General features: G+C 45.6%; 12 protein-coding genes and 1 pseudogene. 5 read left to right on the top strand and 8 right to left on the bottom strand.

Features of this window, described 5'->3' with window-relative positions; translation table 11 throughout:
• Window positions 1-9: 9 nt before the first annotated feature.
• Together srfAA and hxlR are read right to left on the bottom strand one after the other, a co-directional pair.
• A pseudogene (gene srfAA, locus AU387_RS01005) lies at window positions 10-10,730 on the bottom strand (surfactin non-ribosomal peptide synthetase SrfAA).
• A 619-nt stretch (window positions 10,731-11,349) separates the two neighbouring features.
• Window positions 11,350-11,712: a transcriptional activator HxlR gene (gene hxlR, locus AU387_RS01000; RefSeq protein ID WP_044161922.1), complete on the bottom strand. Its 363-nt coding sequence runs from the start codon at window positions 11,710-11,712 to the stop codon at window positions 11,350-11,352.
• 231 nt (window positions 11,713-11,943) lie between these two features.
• Here hxlR and hxlA point away from each other — a divergent pair, with 231 nt between their 5' ends.
• From hxlA to AU387_RS00975, 5 genes are all read left to right on the top strand, one after another.
• Window positions 11,944-12,576 (top strand): 3-hexulose-6-phosphate synthase, encoded by a 633-nt coding sequence (gene hxlA, locus AU387_RS00995; protein WP_003224929.1) that lies wholly within the window; start codon window positions 11,944-11,946, stop codon window positions 12,574-12,576.
• A gap of 5 nt (window positions 12,577-12,581) precedes the next feature.
• Window positions 12,582-13,139, top strand: a complete 558-nt coding sequence (gene hxlB, locus AU387_RS00990; RefSeq protein WP_059334474.1) for a 6-phospho-3-hexuloisomerase — start codon at window positions 12,582-12,584, stop codon at window positions 13,137-13,139.
• A gap of 108 nt (window positions 13,140-13,247) precedes the next feature.
• A complete protein-coding gene (gene tlpC / locus AU387_RS00985) occupies window positions 13,248-14,972 on the top strand; it encodes a methyl-accepting chemotaxis protein TlpC (protein WP_059334473.1) in 1,725 nt (574 codons plus the stop codon).
• 184 nt (window positions 14,973-15,156) lie between these two features.
• Window positions 15,157-15,594, top strand: coding sequence for a DNA-entry nuclease (gene nucA, locus AU387_RS00980; protein ID WP_024120178.1), 438 nt, complete (start codon window positions 15,157-15,159; stop codon window positions 15,592-15,594).
• A gap of 26 nt (window positions 15,595-15,620) precedes the next feature.
• Window positions 15,621-16,019, top strand: coding sequence for a competence protein ComJ (locus tag AU387_RS00975; protein ID WP_024120177.1), 399 nt, complete (start codon window positions 15,621-15,623; stop codon window positions 16,017-16,019).
• 35 nt (window positions 16,020-16,054) lie between these two features.
• Here the strand turns inward: AU387_RS00975 and AU387_RS00970 are convergent, their stop codons facing one another.
• From AU387_RS00970 to AU387_RS00945, 6 genes are all read right to left on the bottom strand, one after another.
• Window positions 16,055-17,488, bottom strand: a complete 1,434-nt coding sequence (locus tag AU387_RS00970) for a glycoside hydrolase family 1 protein (RefSeq protein WP_044161931.1) — start codon at window positions 17,486-17,488, stop codon at window positions 16,055-16,057.
• A gap of 72 nt (window positions 17,489-17,560) precedes the next feature.
• Window positions 17,561-18,289: an AAA family ATPase gene (locus AU387_RS00965; RefSeq protein WP_059334472.1), complete on the bottom strand. Its 729-nt coding sequence runs from the start codon at window positions 18,287-18,289 to the stop codon at window positions 17,561-17,563.
• Window positions 18,290-18,305: 16 nt separating this feature from the next.
• On the bottom strand, window positions 18,306-18,644 hold the full coding sequence (locus AU387_RS00960; protein WP_059334471.1) for a DUF3147 family protein: 339 nt from the start codon (window positions 18,642-18,644) through the stop codon (window positions 18,306-18,308).
• Entirely contained in the window at window positions 18,635-19,054 is a 420-nt protein-coding gene (locus AU387_RS00955; protein WP_059334470.1) for a MarR family winged helix-turn-helix transcriptional regulator, read from the bottom strand. The genes AU387_RS00960 and AU387_RS00955 overlap by 10 nt, the downstream gene beginning before the upstream one ends.
• A 139-nt stretch (window positions 19,055-19,193) precedes the next feature.
• A complete protein-coding gene (locus AU387_RS00950) occupies window positions 19,194-19,499 on the bottom strand; it encodes a YckD family protein (RefSeq protein WP_415868808.1) in 306 nt (101 codons plus the stop codon).
• Window positions 19,500-19,611: 112 nt separating this feature from the next.
• Window positions 19,612-20,067 carry an RDD family protein gene (locus tag AU387_RS00945; protein ID WP_059334468.1) on the bottom strand — a complete coding sequence of 152 codons (456 nt, stop codon included), beginning with the start codon at window positions 20,065-20,067 and terminating at the stop codon, window positions 19,612-19,614.
• Window positions 20,068-20,074 lie beyond the last annotated feature (7 nt).

The following is a 20,074-nucleotide window of genomic DNA, read 5'->3' as shown; positions in this document are numbered from 1 at the left end:
CCACCTCTATTAAAAAATTTCCATTAATTTATCAAGCTCATCCAGCGTCAAATCGTCGTCGCCAAGGTCACTCGGCGTCAGTTCCGTGCCATCTTGAGATAGGCAATGTTCAATGATTCTATGAAGATGGGCCTTAAAGCTGTCACTGAATGTCTGTATCGTTTTTTCATGAAATTCGAGAGAGTGATAGGCCAGTGACATCGTCAGTTTTCCGTTTTCAATATATCCGACTACATCAAGCGCGTTCGGTTTTTCCGTTTCCGGGCTTAATGACTGTCCTGACGGCAGCTCTGATCTCGTGAATAAACCTGCATCCGACATTTCATCGAACTGTCCTAAATAGTTAAAGCTGATATCCGGCTGAATGGAGAACGCCACATCTTCTTTATGCTCCGGCGCCGCCAAATAGCGCAAAATGCCGTAGCCCACTCCCTTATTCGGGATATGTCTGATGTCTTCTTTCATTTGCTTCAGCTGATAAGCCAGATCATCCGCGTGCTTCATATCCAGCACCATCGGGAACATACTCGTAAACCAGCCGACTGTCCGGGAAATGGTCAGGTCTTCTACGATATCTTCACGTCCATGCCCCTCTAAATGAACACTCACTTGCTCCTGACCTGTCCACTCCTTCATCGCCAATCCGAATGCCGTCAGCAAAATATCATTCATTTCTGTATGATAAGCCTCATGCACCTTGGTGGTAAGCTGTTCTGTCTCTTCAGCAGTCAGCGAAAATTCGATTGTCTTTGTATGTTTCATTCGCTGATCACTAGATTCGCGGTCCTTCGGAAGCTTCATCGGGACAGTCTGTTCTTCAAGCTGTTTCCAATACTCTTTTTCTTTCAAAAAGGCCTTAGAATTTGCGAAGTCTTGTAATCTCTCCGCATACTCCGCAAACGAATGGGTTTTCTGCGGAAGAACCGGCTCGTTCCCTTGCTCCAGCTGTGTATAAACCGCGGCGAAATCCTCCAGTAAAATCCGCCACGATATACCGTCAACCACTAAGTGGTGAATCACAAGCAGCAAGTGATCTCCGTCTTCTGCCTGGAACAAGCCTGCTTTTAACAAGCCGCCTTCATTCAAATCGATGCTGCTTTGCAGACGCTCCGCTTCTCTCTCTATGCGGTCTTCATGATCTATAGCCTGCCCCTCAAGCTTGGCGATCTCCAAGTGGACAGACACAGCATCAAGCCCTTTATTAAACTGAACGATCTCCCCTTGTTCCTCGCGGTAGACCATGCGAAGTGCGTCATGATGTTCAATCAGTGCCTGCAATGTCTTTTCAACCCGTTCCGGATCGAAGCCCTTCGCAGAATGAAGCATGACCGACTGGTTCCAATGGTGTTTGTTTGTGAAATTCTTTTCAAAGAACCAGCGCTGGATCGGCGTCAGGATAACTTCGCCCTCCACAGGGCCTTGGTCTGCCTGTTTGCCTTCGGCACGCTCCACATATTGTGTCAGTTCTTCAATCGTCGGGTGCTGGAAGAGATCCTTCATTTCCAGCTTCCAGCCGTGCTGGTTCAAGCGGCTCGCCATCTGGATGCCTTTAATGGAATCTCCGCCGAGCGAGAAGAAATTGTCGCTGACACCTACTTCAGAAATACCGAGAACGTCCTGCCAAATGCCGGCAAGCAGCTCTTCCATGTCAGTGGACGGCGCTTTGTATTCTCCGCCCCCTGCTTCGATATCCGGCTCCGGCAGTGCTTTGCGGTCTACTTTGCCGTTTGCGGTAACCGGAAGCTCGTTTAATGTCACCCAGAAAGCCGGGATCATGTAGTCTGGCAGGGTTTCCTTCAGTGCTGATTTCAGCGCTTCTATGTCAGCTGTTTCCGGTGTGACATACGCCGCGATCGCTGTATTGCCGCCTTTATCTTTTACAGCTGTCACTGCCGCATCCTGCACCTGAGAAAGCTGGGCCAGCTGCACTTCAATTTCTGACAGCTCGATTCGGTAGCCGCGGACTTTGACCTGCTGGTCGATCCGGCCGATGTATTCAATGCCGCCGTTCGTCCATTTCACCAAATCGCCTGTTTTGTACATGCGTTCACCCGGCACGAACGGATCGGGGACAAACCGCTTCGCGGTTTCGTCTTCCCTGTTCAGATAGCCGCGCGCCAGTCCGCGCCCCGCCACACAAAGCTCTCCGGCTACGCCTTCCGGCTGAACCTGATGGCTTTCGCTGAGAATGTACACTCTCGTATTGGCGATCGCGCGACCGATGGAAAGCGAGCCTTCCTCCGGATTGATTTCTGCGCTCGTCGCAACGACAGTGTTTTCGGTCGGCCCATAGTTGTTAACAATCGTGTACGGCTGCTTAACCGCACGCTTCAGTTTGTCTCCGCCTGTCAGCAATACGCGGAGTGATGTGTTCTCTAGCTCCATGAACTGTTCCGCCAGCTGTGTCGGCAGGAAGGTGATTGTGACGTTGTGCGTTTCGAAATAGTCATTCAGGCGGGTGATATCAAGGCGGATCGCTTCATCAATGACATGAAGCTCGGCGCCGATCGTCCAGGTCGGGAACATCTCCCAAATGGAAGCGTCGAACCCGAAGCCCGCGTACTTCGCACTGCGATCCTCCGCCGTCATGCCAAATGCGTCGTGGTGCCAGAAGCACAGGTTCACAAGCGCATGGTGCTCGATCATTACACCCTTCGGCTGTCCGGTCGTTCCTGACGTGTAAATCATATAAGCAAGGTGATCCGCGGTTGTGTCGGTCTGCGGATTTTCCTCGTCGTTTTCATCAAGCGGCAGACTCAGTATTGTGCGGTTGCCGTCAAGAAGAATGACCTCGCCCGTGTAGCTGTCCGGCACTGAGATGCCTTCTTGTTTCAAGAGAAGTTTCGCGCCGCTGTCCTGTAGGATATATTCAATCCGCTGATCCGGATAGTCAGGATCAATCGGCACAAATGCCGCTCCTGCCTTCAGGACACCGAGCACCGCAGCAGACATTTCAAGCGACGGCTTCGTGAGAATGCCGACACGCTCATCCGCGCCGATGCCGCAGTCAATCAGAATCCGCGCCAGACGGTTTGCCTTCGCATTCAGCTCACCGTACGTCCATGACTGCCCGTTATACGTGACAGCCGGGAGGTCTTTGTGGCGCTGAGCCGTTTCTTCAAACAGCTGATGAACCGTTTTGTCTGTCGGCACAGGCAGTGTTTTTCCTTTCCATGCCTCCAAGAGCGTTTGTTTTTCTGTCTCGTTGACGAGTGACAGGCCGGAAAGCGGCTGGTTTGGATGTTCTGTTACTGCTCCTAAAAGCTGAATCCAGTATTGCTTCCATCGTTCAATCGTTTCCCTTGTAAACAGCGCCGTATTGTATTCAAGAACAAATGTGAGCCCTTCGCCGGTTTCGTCAGCTGTCAGCGTGATATCAAACTTGGCCGTTTTCCGCTCAAACGGATGCGGTTCAAGCTCGACCCCTTTCATCGTTAAATCTTTAATGTTCGCATTTTGCATAGAAAATACTGCGTCAAATAAAGGGTTTCTGCTTGTGTCACGGTGAACCTGAACTTTTCCGATCAGGTCTTCAAGCGGGTAATCCTGCGCTTCAAATGCGCTAAGTGCTGTTTCTTTCACTTCGCCAAGATAATCCGCAAACGTCTTATCGCCCTTCGGATACGTGCGCAGCGCCAGCGTATTGACAAACATGCCGATGACGCGGCTGATGTCTGCTTGAGAGCGCCCGGCTACCGGCGAGCCAACAATGATATCGTTTTGCCCGCTCAATTTTGATAAAAACGCGCTGTAAGACGCCAGAAGAACCATATACAAGGTGGAATCCGTTTCCTTCGCGAGCCTGCGAAGAGCATCTGCTTTTCTTGCATCTAATGAAAATGCAATCCGGTCTCCCTCAAACGTTTGAACCGCAGGACGGCTGTAATCAGTTGGAAGAGTCAGCACCGGCAGCTCTCCTTCAAGCTCCTTCAGCCAATGCTCCTCTTGCTTCCGGTAAAGCTCGGACTGAATAAACTGCTGCTGCCACACGGCATAATCCTTATATTGAATATGAAGCGGCTCAAGGCTTTCTCCATCGTACAGCTTCGAGAGTTCATCAATCAGCACGCCGACAGACGCTCCGTCAGAAATAATATGGTGCATATCAAACAGCAGCAGATGCTCAGTTTCTGAAAGCTTGATCAGTCCCATTCTGAACAGCGGCAGCCGGTCAAGTGTGAACGGACGGATAAACTCAGAAACGATCCGCTCGGTCTCTTCTTCTGGAGCTTCAAAATATGCCATATCAAACGCTGCTTCATCCCAGATTCGCTGCACCGTTTCTCCGTCTTTTATTTCAAAGGTTGTTCTGAAGGCTTCATGGCGCTCCATTAACTGATTCATTACGCATTTGAGCCTTTCAACATCCAAATGACCCTTCAGGCGCAGAACCGATGGCATGTTGTAGCTTGTGTCCGCTCCTTCAAGCTGCTGAAGCACGTACATCCGTTTTTGCGGAGAAGAAACAGGATAAGTCTCTTGTTTCTTTGCCGGTCTGATGCTGATCGCTGTTCCTTTTTCAGCGGCGGCAATAGCCTGCGCTAAGCTTTCAACGGTCGGTGATTGGAAAAGATCCTTCAGAGAAAGTTCGGCGCCCAGTTCCTGATGAATCAAGGCAAGCATCTTCATCCCCGCTAACGAGTGTCCGCCGATATCAAAGAATTGGTCATAGATGCCGATCTGTTCAACCTGAAGCACCTGTGCCCAAATGTCTGCGACTTTTTGTTCTATTTCATTGCGCGGCGCAACATATGAAACACCATTTGAGATGTTGGCGTCAGGAAGCGGAAGCGCCCGACGGTCGATTTTTCCGTTTCCGGTCAGAGGCAGCTCGTCCATTTGGATAAATACCGCAGGAATCATGTAAGCCGGCAGATCCTTTGCCGTATGCTCTCTCAGCTCTTGCGCTGTAATTTCACCCTGTCCGACAAAGTACGCGCAAAGCAGTTTGTCTCCCGCACCTTGATCGACGGCAAGCACAACGCTCTCCTGCACACGATCGTGGCTTTGCAGCTGGTGCTCAATTTCTCCGAGCTCAATGCGCTGTCCTCGGATTTTCACCTGGTGGTCGATCCGTCCGATAAATTCGATATCGCCATTCGGCAGCCATCTTGCCAAGTCACCTGTTTTATACATGCGTTCGCCTTTTTTAAACGGATGCGGCACAAATTTCTCCTCAGTCAGTTCAGGTCGGTTGTAATAGCCTTTCACGAGGCCTTCTCCGCTGACACACAGTTCTCCGGCGATGCCGGCAGGCTGAACATGTCCCGCGCGGTCAAGAATGTATACTTCCGTATTGCTGACCGGTTTTCCAATCGGAACGGACATCGTGTGCTCATCTAATTCATCAACCGGATGATACGTCGCGAAAACCGTGCTTTCAGATGGGCCGTACATGTGAAGCAGCTTGCCTTTTCCAACGGTCTGCAGCGCTTTTTTCACATGATCTACAGAAGCCCGTTCTCCTCCGAACATAATCTTGCGCAAAGTCGACAAGCATGTCGGATTCAAGTCCACAAGAAGGTGGAACAGAGCTGTCGTGATCATGAGAATGCTGATGTTCTCCCGATCAATGACGCGAGAAAGACGAGCCATGTCCAGAACTGTTTCTTTCGGAACGATGACAAGCTTCGCGCCGTTTAAAAGAGAACCGAACACATCAAACATAAATGCGTCAAATACATAGTTTGAGAGTCCGAGTATCGTATCCTGTTCCGTAATGCTGAGATAATTCGTCTGCTTAACCGTGCGCAGAATATTGGCATGTGTCACGATATTCCCCTTTGGCGTTCCTGTCGTTCCGGATGTATACGTTAGGTTGGCCATAGCCGCCGAATCAAACGGCAGAGCGAGGTTTTGCGCATCGTCGTGATAGCTATCGTCCTCATCAGCGAGCACGATGACGCCTTCGAATTCCGCTTTTTCCGCTAACGCCTTTAATTTCTTCTGGGTGAGAAGCACTTTCGCTCCGCTGTCTTGGAAGAAATGCTGCATCCGCTGAATCGGGTGTTCCGGATCAATCGGTACATAAGCCGAACCGGATTTTAATACCGCCAGGATTGACACAATCATGTCCATTGACCGTTCACATAGGACGGCCGCTGTCCTGCTTTCGCCTGCTCCCATTGAAAGAATGCCGCGCGCTAAACGGTTGGCCCGTTCATTCAGCTCACGATATGTGAGCGATTGCCCTTCATATTGAAGTGCCGGACGATCCGGCGTTTTGGCAGCCTGCTCCTCAAACAGCTGAACAATCGTTTTGTCTTTCGGATAAGGCGTTCTTTCCGGGTTAAACTGCTGAATTTGTGAAACGGCTTCCTGTTCAGAAAGAAGATTGTATTCAGAAATTGGTTTCTCAGGCTCAGCCGCTACATCTTCAAGCAACCGCGCAAAATGCGTGAGCAGCCTGTCTGCCGTGCTTCGTTTAAACAGTTTTGTGCTGTAGTCTAAATCAAGATCAATGCCTTGGTCCGTTTCTCTTGCCTGAACCGTTACATCAAATTTGGCAATGTTGAAATTGGTCTCATGAATCGACAATGTCAAATCACCGACAGCCGGAATGCCCGCCGTTGCGTTTTGGAGACTGAACATCGTGTCAAACAATGGATGCCTGCTGATATCACGCGGTATGTTCAGGTCTTCAACGAGCCATTCAAATGGATAATCCTGATGAGAAAAAGCATCCAGAACCTGCTGGCGCACACGTGTGAGCAGGCTGTTAAAGGTCTCATCCTGCTTCACTTCGCTGCGAATCGCGAGCGTATTGACGAACATGCCGACAATGCCCTCTGTGTCAGAATGATGTCTGCCCGCTGACGGGGTGCCGACAATGATGTCATCCTGCCCCGTATATTTAGACAGGAGCGTATAGTAGGCTGACAGCATAACCATATAAAGTGTGGCGCCATTTTTTTCAGCTAAACGATACAGGCGATTCTTTAACTCCGCATCCAGCTTGATGGAAACCCGGTCTCCTTCAAAGCTTTGGACAGGCGGTCTCGGATAATCGGATAGAAGCTGAAGCACTGGAAGCTCGCCCGCAAAGGCTTCCTTCCAATACGCCTGATCCTCCTGGTATCCTTCAGCAGCCTGCGCGCTTTGCCAGACGGCGTAATCTTTATACTGAAGACGGAGCTCAGGAAGCTGTTCACCGCGGTAAATCTGTGCCAGTTCCTCCAAAATAATGCCGATGGAAACACCGTCAGAAATCAAATGGTGCATATCAAACAGAAGCATATGACGGTTTTCTTCAAGCTCCATCAATCCGATTCTCAACAGCGGCGCTTTCGATAAGTCAAACCGGCGGACAAAAGAAGTCATAACCTCCTCATTTGAGCGGCCGCTTCTTTCAATCATCTCGACGTTGAACTGAACACTGTCATGAATTTTCTGTCTCGGCGTACTGCCTTCAAGCACAAATGACGTCCTCAGTGACTCGTGGCGGCTGATTAACCCGTCAAATGCGCGTTCCAGTTTTTGAATGTCTAAAGGCCCCTCTAAAATAGCTGCCGCCGGCATGTTATATCCGACTCCCGCATCTTCGAATTGGCTGACAATATACGTCCGCTGCTGCGCCAAAGAAAGCGGGTAATGTTCCTGTTTTTCAGCTGGCTCAATTGCCGCAAACGTCCTGCCTTCTTCACGCTCGGCCGCCTCAGCAAGAGCGGCGATGGTCGGATGCTCAAACACATATTGCAGCGGGATGTCAGCGCCCGTCTCCTTATGAATCTTTGTTAAAAGCGTCATGGCCTTCAATGAATGACCGCCCGTTTCAAAGAAATTGTCAAAGACCCCGGCTTTCTCAACGTTCAGCACATCCTGCCAAATCTCAGCGATTGCTTTTTCCATTTCGTTTCGAGGTGCGGTATAAGCTGTTCCGCTTACCGCTTTTACCTCAAGCGCAAACAGCTTGCGGCGGTCAACTTTACCGCTTGGTGTGAGCGGGATTTCTGTGATTTCTGTGATGTAAGCCGGCACCATATAGTCAGGAAGCTGTTTTGCCGCGTGTTCCCGCAAACGTGCTGGAGCAAATTCGCTTCCCTCCTTTTGCACAACATACGCACAAACCTCAAGATTCCCTTGGTCGTCAGGCCTCGCCAAGACGACAGCTTTGGCAACATCAGGCGCCTGCTGAAGCACGGCTTCAATTTCTCCAAGCTCAATGCGGTATCCGCGAACTTTGACCTGATCATCTTCTCTTCCTAAGTATTCGATCGTTCCATCTGGAAGCCAGCGCACCACATCTCCGGTACGATACATGCTGTCACCGGGCACAAACGGGTCTTGTGAAAATTTCTCAGCTGTCAATTCCGGAAGGTTTAAGTAACCTCGTCCTACACCGTCACCCGCGATATACAGCTCGCCCGCCACGCCTTCCGGCTGCAGACGACCTTTTGTATCCAAAATATACAAGCGGTTATTCCCAAGTGCTTTACCGATTGGCACATACGCTGATTGAACTGAACTGTCCGGGTGGACCGGATGAACGGAAGCATCCACACACGTTTCAGTCGGCCCGTACACATTGGTCAAACGAGGAACGGCACCCGCTTCTTTAAACAATGTCAGAAGCTTGTCCGCCACAACGGAAGAAAGACCTTCCCCGCCAATCAGCAGGTGTTTGAGCTTAAGACCAGTCAAATCTCCCGCAGCAATCAGCATTTGCAGATGGGCCGGTGTTCCGTCCGTCGCCTCAATCCCGTGTCTGCGGTAATACTCAGCAAGAGCAGCGCCATTCGTCACCGTGTTCTTCGGTACAATATAAAGGGTCTGTCCCAAAAGAAGCGACGCGAAAATCTGTTTCACTGACGCATCAAAGTGGAACGGCGCAAGCAATGCCATCCGCAGGGTTTGGCTCTCACTCTGATAAACGGTCTGCTGCAGAGATTCAACCAAATGATGAACCTGGCGATGCTCGATCATCACTCCTTTTGGACGTCCGGTTGTCCCCGACGTATAAATAATGTAAGCAAGATGATCGGCATTCACATTGACATCCGAAATAGCATCTGTACCGCCTGCAATCGCCTGATCAAAGTCAATAAGCTCAGCAGATGCACCTGGAGACGCAACCTTCGATTCAGTCAAGACGAAATCCGCACCGCAGTCCTCCAAAATAAATTGGATGCGCTCTGCCGGAAACTCGGGGTCAATCGGCACATAGGCTCCGCCGGCTTTTAAAATCCCCATAATGGCCGTGATCATTCGTTCAGAACGTTCGAGCAAAACGGCAACCGGGCTGTCTGCACGGACACCCTTCTCTTTCAGCACACTGGCAATGCGTGATGATTGTTCATGTAACGTTTGATAGGACAATGCTCGATTTTCAAACACAACCGCAGGCTGATCAGCAAGCGATTCAGCCTTTTCTTGAAACAGCGCCGGAATCGTCATGTTCTTGCGGTAATTGACCGGTTCACCCCCGGCCCGCAATAGCAGCCGCTCTTTTTCCGCCTCAGAAATCAGTGTCAATTCATCAATCGTATGATTCGGGTGCGTAAGTGCGTTCTCAAGCAATGTCATCATGCGTTCACAAACAATTTCGATTTCTTCACGCGTCATTAAATCAGTACGGTAGTCAAAGTCAATTGTAAGTTTCCCAGTATCCCAGCGATCCTTCACATGAATCGAAACATCATTTAATCCGCTTCCGCTGAAAATGGGCTCAGTCAAAAAGGAAAGATTTTCTTCTTTCTGCCACTGCATCACCTGATATTCAAGAGAAACGGTAAACAGCTTTGTCACAGAGCTTTTTGTTTCACGAAGATCATTGATGAGAAGATTATACGGGTACTTTTGATGGCGAAGAGTTTTCATTAAATCCTTCATCCGGTCTTTAACAAAATCAAAAAACGCCTGTCCGCCGTCAATGTTTGCCCGAAGCGGAACCGTAGAAACAAACATGCCGAGCATCTGCTTTTCTTTCGCATTTGTCCGGTTGCCCATAAATGTACCAGTTACCACATCATTCTGCCCGCTGACTCTGTACAAGTAGGCGGCAAGCACCGATTGAAACACCGATAAAACGCTGACCTTATGCTCCTCACAAAAGGATAAAATTTGCTGATGCAGCGCCTCAGGCACATCTTGAGAGAATCTCTCAGCATCTAAACTTCCGCCTGCAGGAGCATTCCGTTTCAGGGAAACGAGTTCAGGCACCGTTTCAAATTGCTTGTTCCAGAACGCTTTATCTTTTTCAAACCGCTTCGATTGAGCATAGTCCTGTTCAGACAAAACATGATCGATAAATGAATGCGAGATTCCTTTTTTGTTTCTGAGCCGCCTGCTAATTCCAAGTAAATGTGCATAATGGCGTTTCCGAGGATGTTCATGGAGATCCCGTCAGAAATCACATGATGAACATTTACGTAAAACCATACTTCATTTTCTTTGATGGTAAACAGGGAAAATCGGAATAAATCACAATCGTACAGAGGCAGAGGTTTTTTCGTTTCCTCCCGGCCCCATTGTGAAACAGATTCTATCGCATTCGGATCTCCGGTGGTGTCAGTATGTTTTATATCAACAGGCCGATACTCGCTTATATATTGAACGGGCTCTCCATTTTCATCGAGACGCAAACGAAGACGCATTGCGTCATTTCTGCGGACAAACTCTTGAATCGCTTGCTCCACAAGCTTCCAGTCAATTTCTTCAGTTGAAACCAGCTTACCAATCCCCGCAAGATTTGAAATACTCGTTTGAGGATAAAATTTTTCTGTATACCAAATTCGTTTTTGAGCATCCGTTAAAGGTTAAAAAGTTATTTCCATATTATCTTACCTCCCCTAATCTTCAATAATCTGTAACATGTGCAGGATTATTTCTCTTTCGTATCCTTTGACAGCTTTTGAATCCAATGAACTAACCGCCCAAAAAGCCGAAAGTACTACTTCTCAAAAGCGTTGCATCCAAACAAAAAACACAAAGCGACCTAAAAAACGCCAGCCGTATGCATTGATTGCGGTGTCAGGCACAGGCAGATAAAGACCGCAAGCCCTCTTGCCCTAAAGTGAAACATTTTTGCCTATTTCTTCATTGTTTTCAATATTTTTAACCTTTCTAACGTTCACTTTAAATGAAAAAAATGTTTTTATCACCGAAAAATGGGTGAAAAGTTTCATGCGGGATACCGAAAAGATTCCAGTTTATTCACTGGGATATTTTTGCGGGATACCGCAATAATTTCCACTAAACATTATTTACAGAAAAATAAAAATGTTTAAAATACACTCTCACCCTATTTCCCATTTATTGTTGAAAGCCATTTACAATCTTTACATCCCTTATGTTTACCGCGCAAAAACCGAAAAACAGGCAAAAAAAAAGACACCCTTAGCCAAGAGCGCCTTACAACGATTCCTTCATGACATTTTTGTCGATATCAATCAATTCCATATAGCCTTTCCCCCACTCATGCATGGCATCAAGAATAGGCATCAGGCTTTCTCCTTGCGGGGTCAAGGAATATTCAACCTTCGGCGGGACAACCGGATACACTTCCCGGTGAACAATCATATCCTGCTCAAGCTCTCTCAGCTGATTCACGAGGATCTTCTGCGTAATATCAGGAATCAAAGCTTTCAATTCATTAAAACGTTTTGTGCCTTCTTTTCCTAAATGCCACAAAATGAGCATTTTCCATTTGCCGCCGATCACCGCAAGCGTTAATTCCTTCTCACAATTAAACCGTTTGTCGTCCATCCGGCTCAAAAGAAATCCCCCCTTAGTATACTTTTTGTATGTTAGATACGTATCATCACTTACTTACTTTTTGGCAGACTCTTTTTCATTATACTCACTCATAAAACCAAGCGAAAGAAATCTGATTGCCTCTTCTCACAGTATCCTCCAAGTAACTAGTTGACTTCAAAGTGCCTACTTCTCAGCTAAAGAGGGAACCTATAGAATGAAAAATAATTCGAATAAGGGAGTGGATCAACAATGGAATTACAGCTGGCATTAGACCTGGTAAATATCCCGGAAGCCATCGAGCTTGTCAAAGAAGTGGAACAATACATCGACGTGGTTGAGATCGGAACACCGGTTGTCATTAATGAAGGCCTTAGAGCCGTTAAAGAAATAAAAGAAACATTTCCGCAATTGAAGGTCCTGGCAGACCTGAAAATCATGGATGCCGGCGGATACGAAATTATGAAAGCGTCGGAAGCTGGAGCTGACATCATCACCGTTTTAGGGGCTACAGACGATGCAACAATTAAAGGCGCAGTAGAAGAAGCCAAAAAACAGAAGAAGAAAATCTTAGTGGACATGATTAACGTGAAAGATATTGAATCCCGTGCGAAGGAAATTGACGCACTCGGTGTTGACTACATCTGCGTCCACACTGGTTATGATCTTCAAGCAGAGGGCAAAAACTCTTTCGAAGAATTAACGACCATCAAAAATACCGTAAAAAACGCAAAAACCGCAATTGCAGGAGGCATCAAACTTGATACACTGCCAGAAGTGATCAAACAAAACCCTGACCTTGTCATTGTTGGGGGCGGAATTACAAGCGCAGCCGATAAAGCAGAAACAGCTTCAAAAATGAAACAGCTTATTGCCCAAGGATAAATAAAATGAAAACAACTGAATACGTAACGGAAATTCTCAATGAATTACACCGTTCAGCGGCTTATATTTCTAATGAAGAAGCTGATCAGCTTGCCGATCACATTCTTTCGTCCAATCAAATTTTCACAGCGGGCGCGGGGCGGTCTGGCCTGATGGCAAAATCCTTCGCGATGAGATTGATGCACATGGGCTTTAACGCTCATATTGTCGGTGAGATTCTCACTCCGCCGCTCCGCGAAGGAGATCTCGTCATTATCGGCTCAGGATCAGGCGAGACAAAGAGCTTGATCCATACAGCAGCAAAAGCAAAAAGCTTACACGGGATCGTTGCCGCTTTAACCATCAATCCGGATTCGAGCATCGGAAAACAATCGGATCTCATCGTCAAAATGCCTGGCTCTCCTAAAGACCAGTCAAACGGAAGCTATAAAACGATGCAACCAATGGGTTCATTGTTTGAGCAAACATTGCTGCTTTTCTATGATGCAATAATTTTAAAACTCATGGAGAAAAAAGGACTCGATTCTGAAACCATGTTCACTTACCACGCAAACCTTGAATAGCGTCACACAGCCGGCCTGGAGATCAGGCCGGTTTTAATATCCCCTAAAATAAAACTTCAAACCCAAAAATCCGATAAGTAATATGACCTACAAACAAAGGGAGGAATTATGTTGAAAAAACAAATCAAGTTAAAGCTTGGAACTAAAATTCTCGGCTTGGTCTTCGCGGTTATTCTATTGTTTTCTCTATCAGTCGGCGCCGTGATGCTTAAGGACATTACAAGCAGCATGAAAAAAATGGCCACTGAAAAGGCGAAAGGAGATCTTGCTTTAAGCAGCACGTATATTGACGACGTGATTTTAGGGAACTGGGAGTTAAAAAACGATAAGCTGTATAAAGGCGAGACACAAATAAACGGAAATGAAGAAATTGTTGATCTGCTTGGCAAAAAAACAGGTGACACCGTCACGATTTTCCAAGGAGATACACGTGTCGCAACCAACGTAATGAAAGACGGCGAAAGAGCTGTCGGCACTCAAGCTTCTGCTGAGGTCACTGACGCTGTTTTAAAAAACGGGAAGCAATTCTACGGACAAGCAGATGTGGCAGGCTCCTCTTATCAAACAGCATATATGCCCTTAAAAAATAAGGAAGGCAACATTATCGGTATGCTGTATACAGGAGCCAATCAAAGCATTTTAGCATCGCTTACCCAATCGCTGTTCACTCAATTCGCTATCGTTCTTGCTGTAGTTATTATGATATCTGTCATCCTTGTTTTGCTTTTCACCAAAAGAGTCAACCGGAGGCTGAACGTATTAAAATACGCCTTTGAAAGCGCCGGAAACGGAGATATGACAATAGAAGTTTCAGACAAGTCCGCTGATGAGTTAGCAGAACTGAGTGTCTACTATAATAAGATGAGAATGAAGCTGAATCAGACAATCCAAACGGTACAGCAATCCGCCCTTCAGCTTGCATCAGCCTCTCAGCAGCTTTCAGCCGGAGCAGAAGAAACCAATCAAGCCTCCGAAAAGATCACAGAAGCTGTTCAGCAAATTGCAAACGGTGCCAAGCATCAAATCACACGAATCGAAAACAGTGAAAAATCACTGGAGCAAACAACAGCTGACATATGGCATATTTCTTCAAATACTGCTGCCATTGCTGAGAAAGGGCAGCTTGCGCAATCAAAAGCAGACATTGGCCAAAATGAAATTTCAAATGTTCAGGCACAAATGGATACCATTCACCATTCGATTGAAAAAAGCGGAGAGATCATTCAGCAGCTGGACGGCCGTTCTAAACAAATTGAACAAATTTTATCCGTTATCACTCAAATTGCCGATCAGACAAACCTGCTTGCTCTTAATGCAGCAATTGAAGCTGCCCGAGCCGGAGAACACGGTAAAGGCTTTGCCGTTGTTGCTGATGAAGTTCGCAAATTAGCAGAGGAATCTCAACGGTCTGTCGGACAGATTTCCACATTAATCGCTGAGATAAAAAATGATATGACTGAATCTGCGCAGTCTGTTGAACATGTGAAAACAGAAGCTGCTGAAGGTGTAAACATGATTCACCGCACCAGAGACGCATTTAAAGAAATTGCAGCCGCAACAGATGAAATCACTGCGGAAATCAGCGATTTATCAGCATCTGTTACCAACATTTCAGCAAGTACGCAAAAAATAAACGAATCCTTTGCCGCCAATACAACAGACATTAAAGAATCAACAGAGAGTACCCGGCAGGCGGCCGCTTTAACAGAAGAGCAATTTGCTGCAATGGAAGAGATTACTGCAGCCTCAGAAACGTTATCTCAATTGGCTGAAGAGCTTACGAGTATCATAATCCAATTTAAAATGATTGATCAACCTGAAAACAGCCTATAATCTAGTATCAATATTTCAATTTGATAACGTTATTTTTTAAAAATGAATATTTCGATCTGCTAAAATTATGATTTCTGCAGTAAACCTAAGACAAAACAAAAAATTTTAATCTTTACACCCAGCCCTTTCTGCATTACTCTTGGAGCAGTTTTAAAGTTGCTGACGCGGGAGGTGATCATCACGAATGGACATTATAAAAACTTTACTTCTCGTAATAGTCGTCATAGCAGCTGCAGCTGTTGGCCTGATTAAGGGAGACTTTTTCTCAGACGATCAAAAAACGTCTCAAACAGAAGAATATGACGAAACACTGGCCTTCCCTTCTGAGCGTTATCCTGAGACAGCAAATCATATCAAGGACGCAATAAGTGAGGGGCATTCAGATGTGTGCACCATAGACAGAGACGGAGCTGAGGAACGCCGCGAACAATCATTAAAAGACGTACCTTCCAAAACAGGGTATGACCGAGATGAATGGCCAATGGCCATGTGCAAAGAAGGCGGTGAAGGGGCTTCTGTAGAATATATTTCTCCCGCTGACAATCGCGGCGCAGGCTCCTGGGTCGGGCATCAGCTGACCGATTACCCTGACGGCACAAAGGTTTTATTTACGATTCAGTAAACAGTTAAAAGAGGAGGAACAGCACATTGATCAAATCATGGAAGCCGCAAGAACTGACGATTTCATATCATCAATTTACTGTATTTCAAAAGGGTTCCGCACCGCCAGTCATCGATTGGACAGATGAAGCAATTGAAAAAGGTTATGCGGAAGCGGACGAAGCCATTTCGTTTGAGGCACAGCGGAATTCAAAGGTATATATTCTTTTGCGCCTTAACAGTTCAGAAACAGTCGCATCCTATGAAAAAAAAGTGACTGTTCCTTTTCACGTCACAACAGACGGAATTGAAATTGAAAGCATCATGTCCAAGAGGCTGTCCTTTGACCTTCCTAAAGGAGACTATCAATTCACATGCTACACTGTACCGGCTGAGCTGTCAGATCTGCACGCTGACACTTATATCATTGATGCTGTTTCCGTCTAATGAAAAGCCCTGAGAGGAATACTCTCAGGGACTCTTTATACATTTTCTCCATTTGTCTTAATGACATCCTGATACCAATAAAAGCTTTTTTTCTTCAATCGTTTTAAGTCATGTTCATTCTCTTCGTCACGATTCACATAAACAAAGCCGTATCTTTTTTGATAACCGTTCAGCCAGCTTAACAGATCAGTAAAGGACCAGCTGCAATATCCAATCAAATCGACTCCATCACTAATGGCCTGTCTGCATTGCTCAAGATGCGATTGCAAATAATCAATTCTATAATCATCATGTATAGTGCCGTCTTCAACTTTATCGAATTCTCCTAAACCGTTTTCTGTAATAAACACAGGAAGCTGATAACGTGTCGTAATACGGCGAAGCCCGATACGCAATCCTACCGGATCAATCGTCCAATCCCAATTGCTCGTTGTTAGGTTCGGGTTTTTCTTAGTTTTAAATAGTCCCGGCATCCCTGTTTCCTGATTGGTCCCTTTTTGTCCCGTCGTATTCATTTTCCCTTCTGAAACACCGTCGAGCGGATTTCGTTCGTAAGTAATCGTTTGATAATAGTTGACACCTACAAAATCCGGCTTCCCTTTGGCAAGCAGCTCCATATCACCCGGTTCGACTGTCGGCGCCCATCCCTGTTTTTCTAAATAGCGGAAAGGAATTTGCGGGTAGGTTCCCCAGCAGTACATATCCAGCCACCAATTATTCATAAATTCTTCAGCATTTTCAAATGCCGTAATGTCCTCTGGATGACTGGTTAAAGGGTATGCGGGAGAATAAGCAAAGCTTGGTCCTATTTTGCCTTCGGGCACATATTTTCTGAAGGACTCAATGGCTTTCGCATTTGCCAGAAACGCAATATGATTTGCTTCGTAAAATCGTTTTCTATCCTTCACGCCAGGCGGATGCATAGCTGTTAGAAAACCGTGATTAAAATTGTAGTTTTGTTCATTTAACGTTACCCAATATTTCACTTTCTGCCCAAAGCGTTTATAAAGAGTAATGCAGTAATGATTAAAATCCTCTATGATGTTTCTCGACTCAAATCCGCCATACTCGTCCATAAGCGCCTGAGGCAAATCCCAGTGATATAAAGTCAAAACCGGTTCTATGTTATGAGAAAGCAATTCATCAATCAGGTTATCGTAAAATGCCAGACCGGCTTTATTGATTTCTCCTTTTCCTTTTGGAAAAATACGCGGCCAGCTGACAGAGAATCGATATGCCTTCAGCCCCATCTCAGCCATCAGAGCGACATCTTCCTTATAACGGTGATAATGGTCAACTGCAACATCACCATTGGTGCCCTTAAACGTTTTGCCCGGGATTTTCGTAAACACGTCCCATACAGAAGGGCCTTTGCCATCTTCGTTCCAAGCTCCTTCAACCTGGTAAGCTGCTGAAGCCGAGCCCCATAAAAAATGTTTCGGAAAAGATTCTGGATGTTGATGGATCATTGTGTTAATCACTCCTGAAATATTTGATAAGCCTATCATAGGCTATGAAACGCGTTTCATAGCAACACGATGTTAATCCCGGAACAGCTCAGCTAATATTTTCTCTCTTTGTTCAAGAAAATATCTGGTTAACTGGACGTGTTCAGTGCTTTCGTATTCTGTATGATGAATACTGCCCCCGTCAAAGCTGAAAATGTCAGCATTCGGATACCCCAGCAAAATTGGAGAGTGAGTGGCAATGATGAACTGTACATTTCCGCCTTTCACTAAATCGTGTATGACTCTCAAAAAAGCTAACTGCCGTGAGGGAGAAAGAGCAGCTTCAGGCTCATCTAAAAGATAAATGGCTTTTCCTTTAAAACGATGTTGAAACAGCGACATAAAAGACTCACCATGCGATTGCTTGTGCAGCGGCCTTCCGCCATAGGAGAGATATGGCTGCGGAGCATCTCGTTCCACTTCATCAAGATGAAGAGAAAGCTGATAAAACGATTCTGCTCTTAAGAAAAAACCATTTGTGATCTTAGGAAGCCATGATAAACGTATGTAATCTCCCAAATGAGAGTCTGACTCCTGCAATTCATAGATATTATTACGGCTGCCGCCCGCTGTATTAAATTCACACTTATCAGCAATTGCTTCAAGCAACGTTGATTTCCCCGAGCCATTTTCACCGACAAAAAAAGTCACTTCTCTGGTAAATAAAATGTCGTGTAATTGACTTACAGCAGGGATAGTGAATGGGTATCTGTTAAAGGACGGGATCTTATCTCTAAGGAGTGTTACTCTTTTTAAAAACATAGCTTCTCCTCTCGTGTTAAATGAATATATTAAAAAAAATCTTTTGCAGTAGCAAAAAAGCCATCCATCCTAAGATTCCAAAGCATAGCGCTAACCAGAATGGTACATTAGCTTTCAATAAAATCATCATTATCGCGAGCAAACAAACCGTAGCAGGTAGTCCCTTGAGCACACCAGACGCAAATTGACTCAATTGTGCTGTATTTTCGCCCTGCATTTTCATCCAGAAAAGGCTTAACAAGCTGACCAAGGGCAAAGCTGCAATAATCCCTCCATAGGTTGGATGTCTTTTTGATATTTCAGTAACGAATCCAATAATCAGTGCTGAGATGATTACTTTACTGATTACCGCCATTGTTTAGCTTCCTTGCTTAAAATTTCTAATGCTTGTTGAATCAATTCCTTTTCCGATGCGCTTATTCGTTCAATTATTTCTTTTAATTTCTCTTTGTCCAGCTGTGTATGCTGTTCAAGAACAGAGCGCCCTTCCTTTGTTAAAACTACCAGTACCTTTCGTTCATCTTGCTGACTTCGACGTTTAGCTGCCAATCCCTTTTGAATCAACCGTTTTGTATGTTCAGATGCTGTATTATGAGAGACAGACAAATACTCTGCTAAAGCTCCTATTGTTGCCTCACCTTGCTTTTCAATATGCTGCATGAGTCGTATCGCCTGATGAGAAATGTTATCTTTTTGCTTGTAGTGTAATGAATAGTAGATATCGGTCCACTGCTGATTTAGTTTATTTATGAAATCCAGTTCCATTTTTCACACCTCTCTTTACATCTTATAATACGATATATTCTTTTTTAACGATACAAATTTATAAAAAACTTCAATTAATATCATATTGGATAATAACTTTAATCAAAAAAGCACCCAACCTCAATTGGATGCTTACAGCCTAATGTCTCTTTTCAAATTTATGCGGATGAGGATGAGGCTTCGGAACAAAGCCATTTTGTTTCATCATTTCAAAGTGTTTGACCATGTGATTTTTGATGTGATCTCCTCTTTCTTTAGGCAGAATTCCGTATTCTACATACTTTAAGATGACATCCTTGCGTTTTTTTAATATGTCTGCTTCCAGCTGTTCAATTTCTTTCTTTTGCTGTTCAGTCAGTGTAACGTTTGCAGGCGGCTGCTGATTCTGTTTTTCCGCTGCTTCAGCTGTGCCAGTTAAAGAAATAACAGCCGCGGCAATGAGCATTCCGATGATATTGACTTTCAGTTTTTTCACCCAGTTTATTCCTCCTATCTTTTTTTCATATATTTTGCTTCATTCTGTTTTTTTATGCATACAAAATAGAAAGAGCGAACCATTATTCGCCCTTTCTGATCTGTTCGTCCGTATATAGTTCTTCTTCTCCCGGTGATGCGTAAGTAACGTATGTTCCTGCGATAAAATCATGCAGCGTCCGTTTGTCTTCTCTCAGCCCGATCATAAACAGGCTGACAATTAAGCCAAGCCCGAAGGTTATGCCGTAAACCAGTCCGGCAATGATGACTCGCATAATCATGGTTACCAGGCCGACCTGTGACCCGTCTTTTTTTACGATTCTGATTCCGCAAATCCTTTTTCCGATGAGATAGCCTTGCCAAAATACCGGCAGCAAAATAGAGTACAGGAAAACGATCAGGCTGATGATCATGCTTTCGTTCGGGTCTTTTCCTGTGATCAGCCAATAGATCAGCAAAAGGGGCACCGAGACAATAATGTAATCCAGTAATGAAGCTCCTAGTCTGATCCAAAATCCGGCTGGTTTGTAGATGTTCATGTAACTC

The sequence above is a fragment of the Bacillus halotolerans genome (assembly GCF_001517105.1).
Classification (GTDB): Bacteria; Bacillota; Bacilli; order Bacillales; family Bacillaceae; genus Bacillus; species Bacillus halotolerans.
The sequence above is the reverse complement of the archived record's forward strand: the minus strand, read 5'-3'. Positions and strand labels throughout refer to the sequence as shown.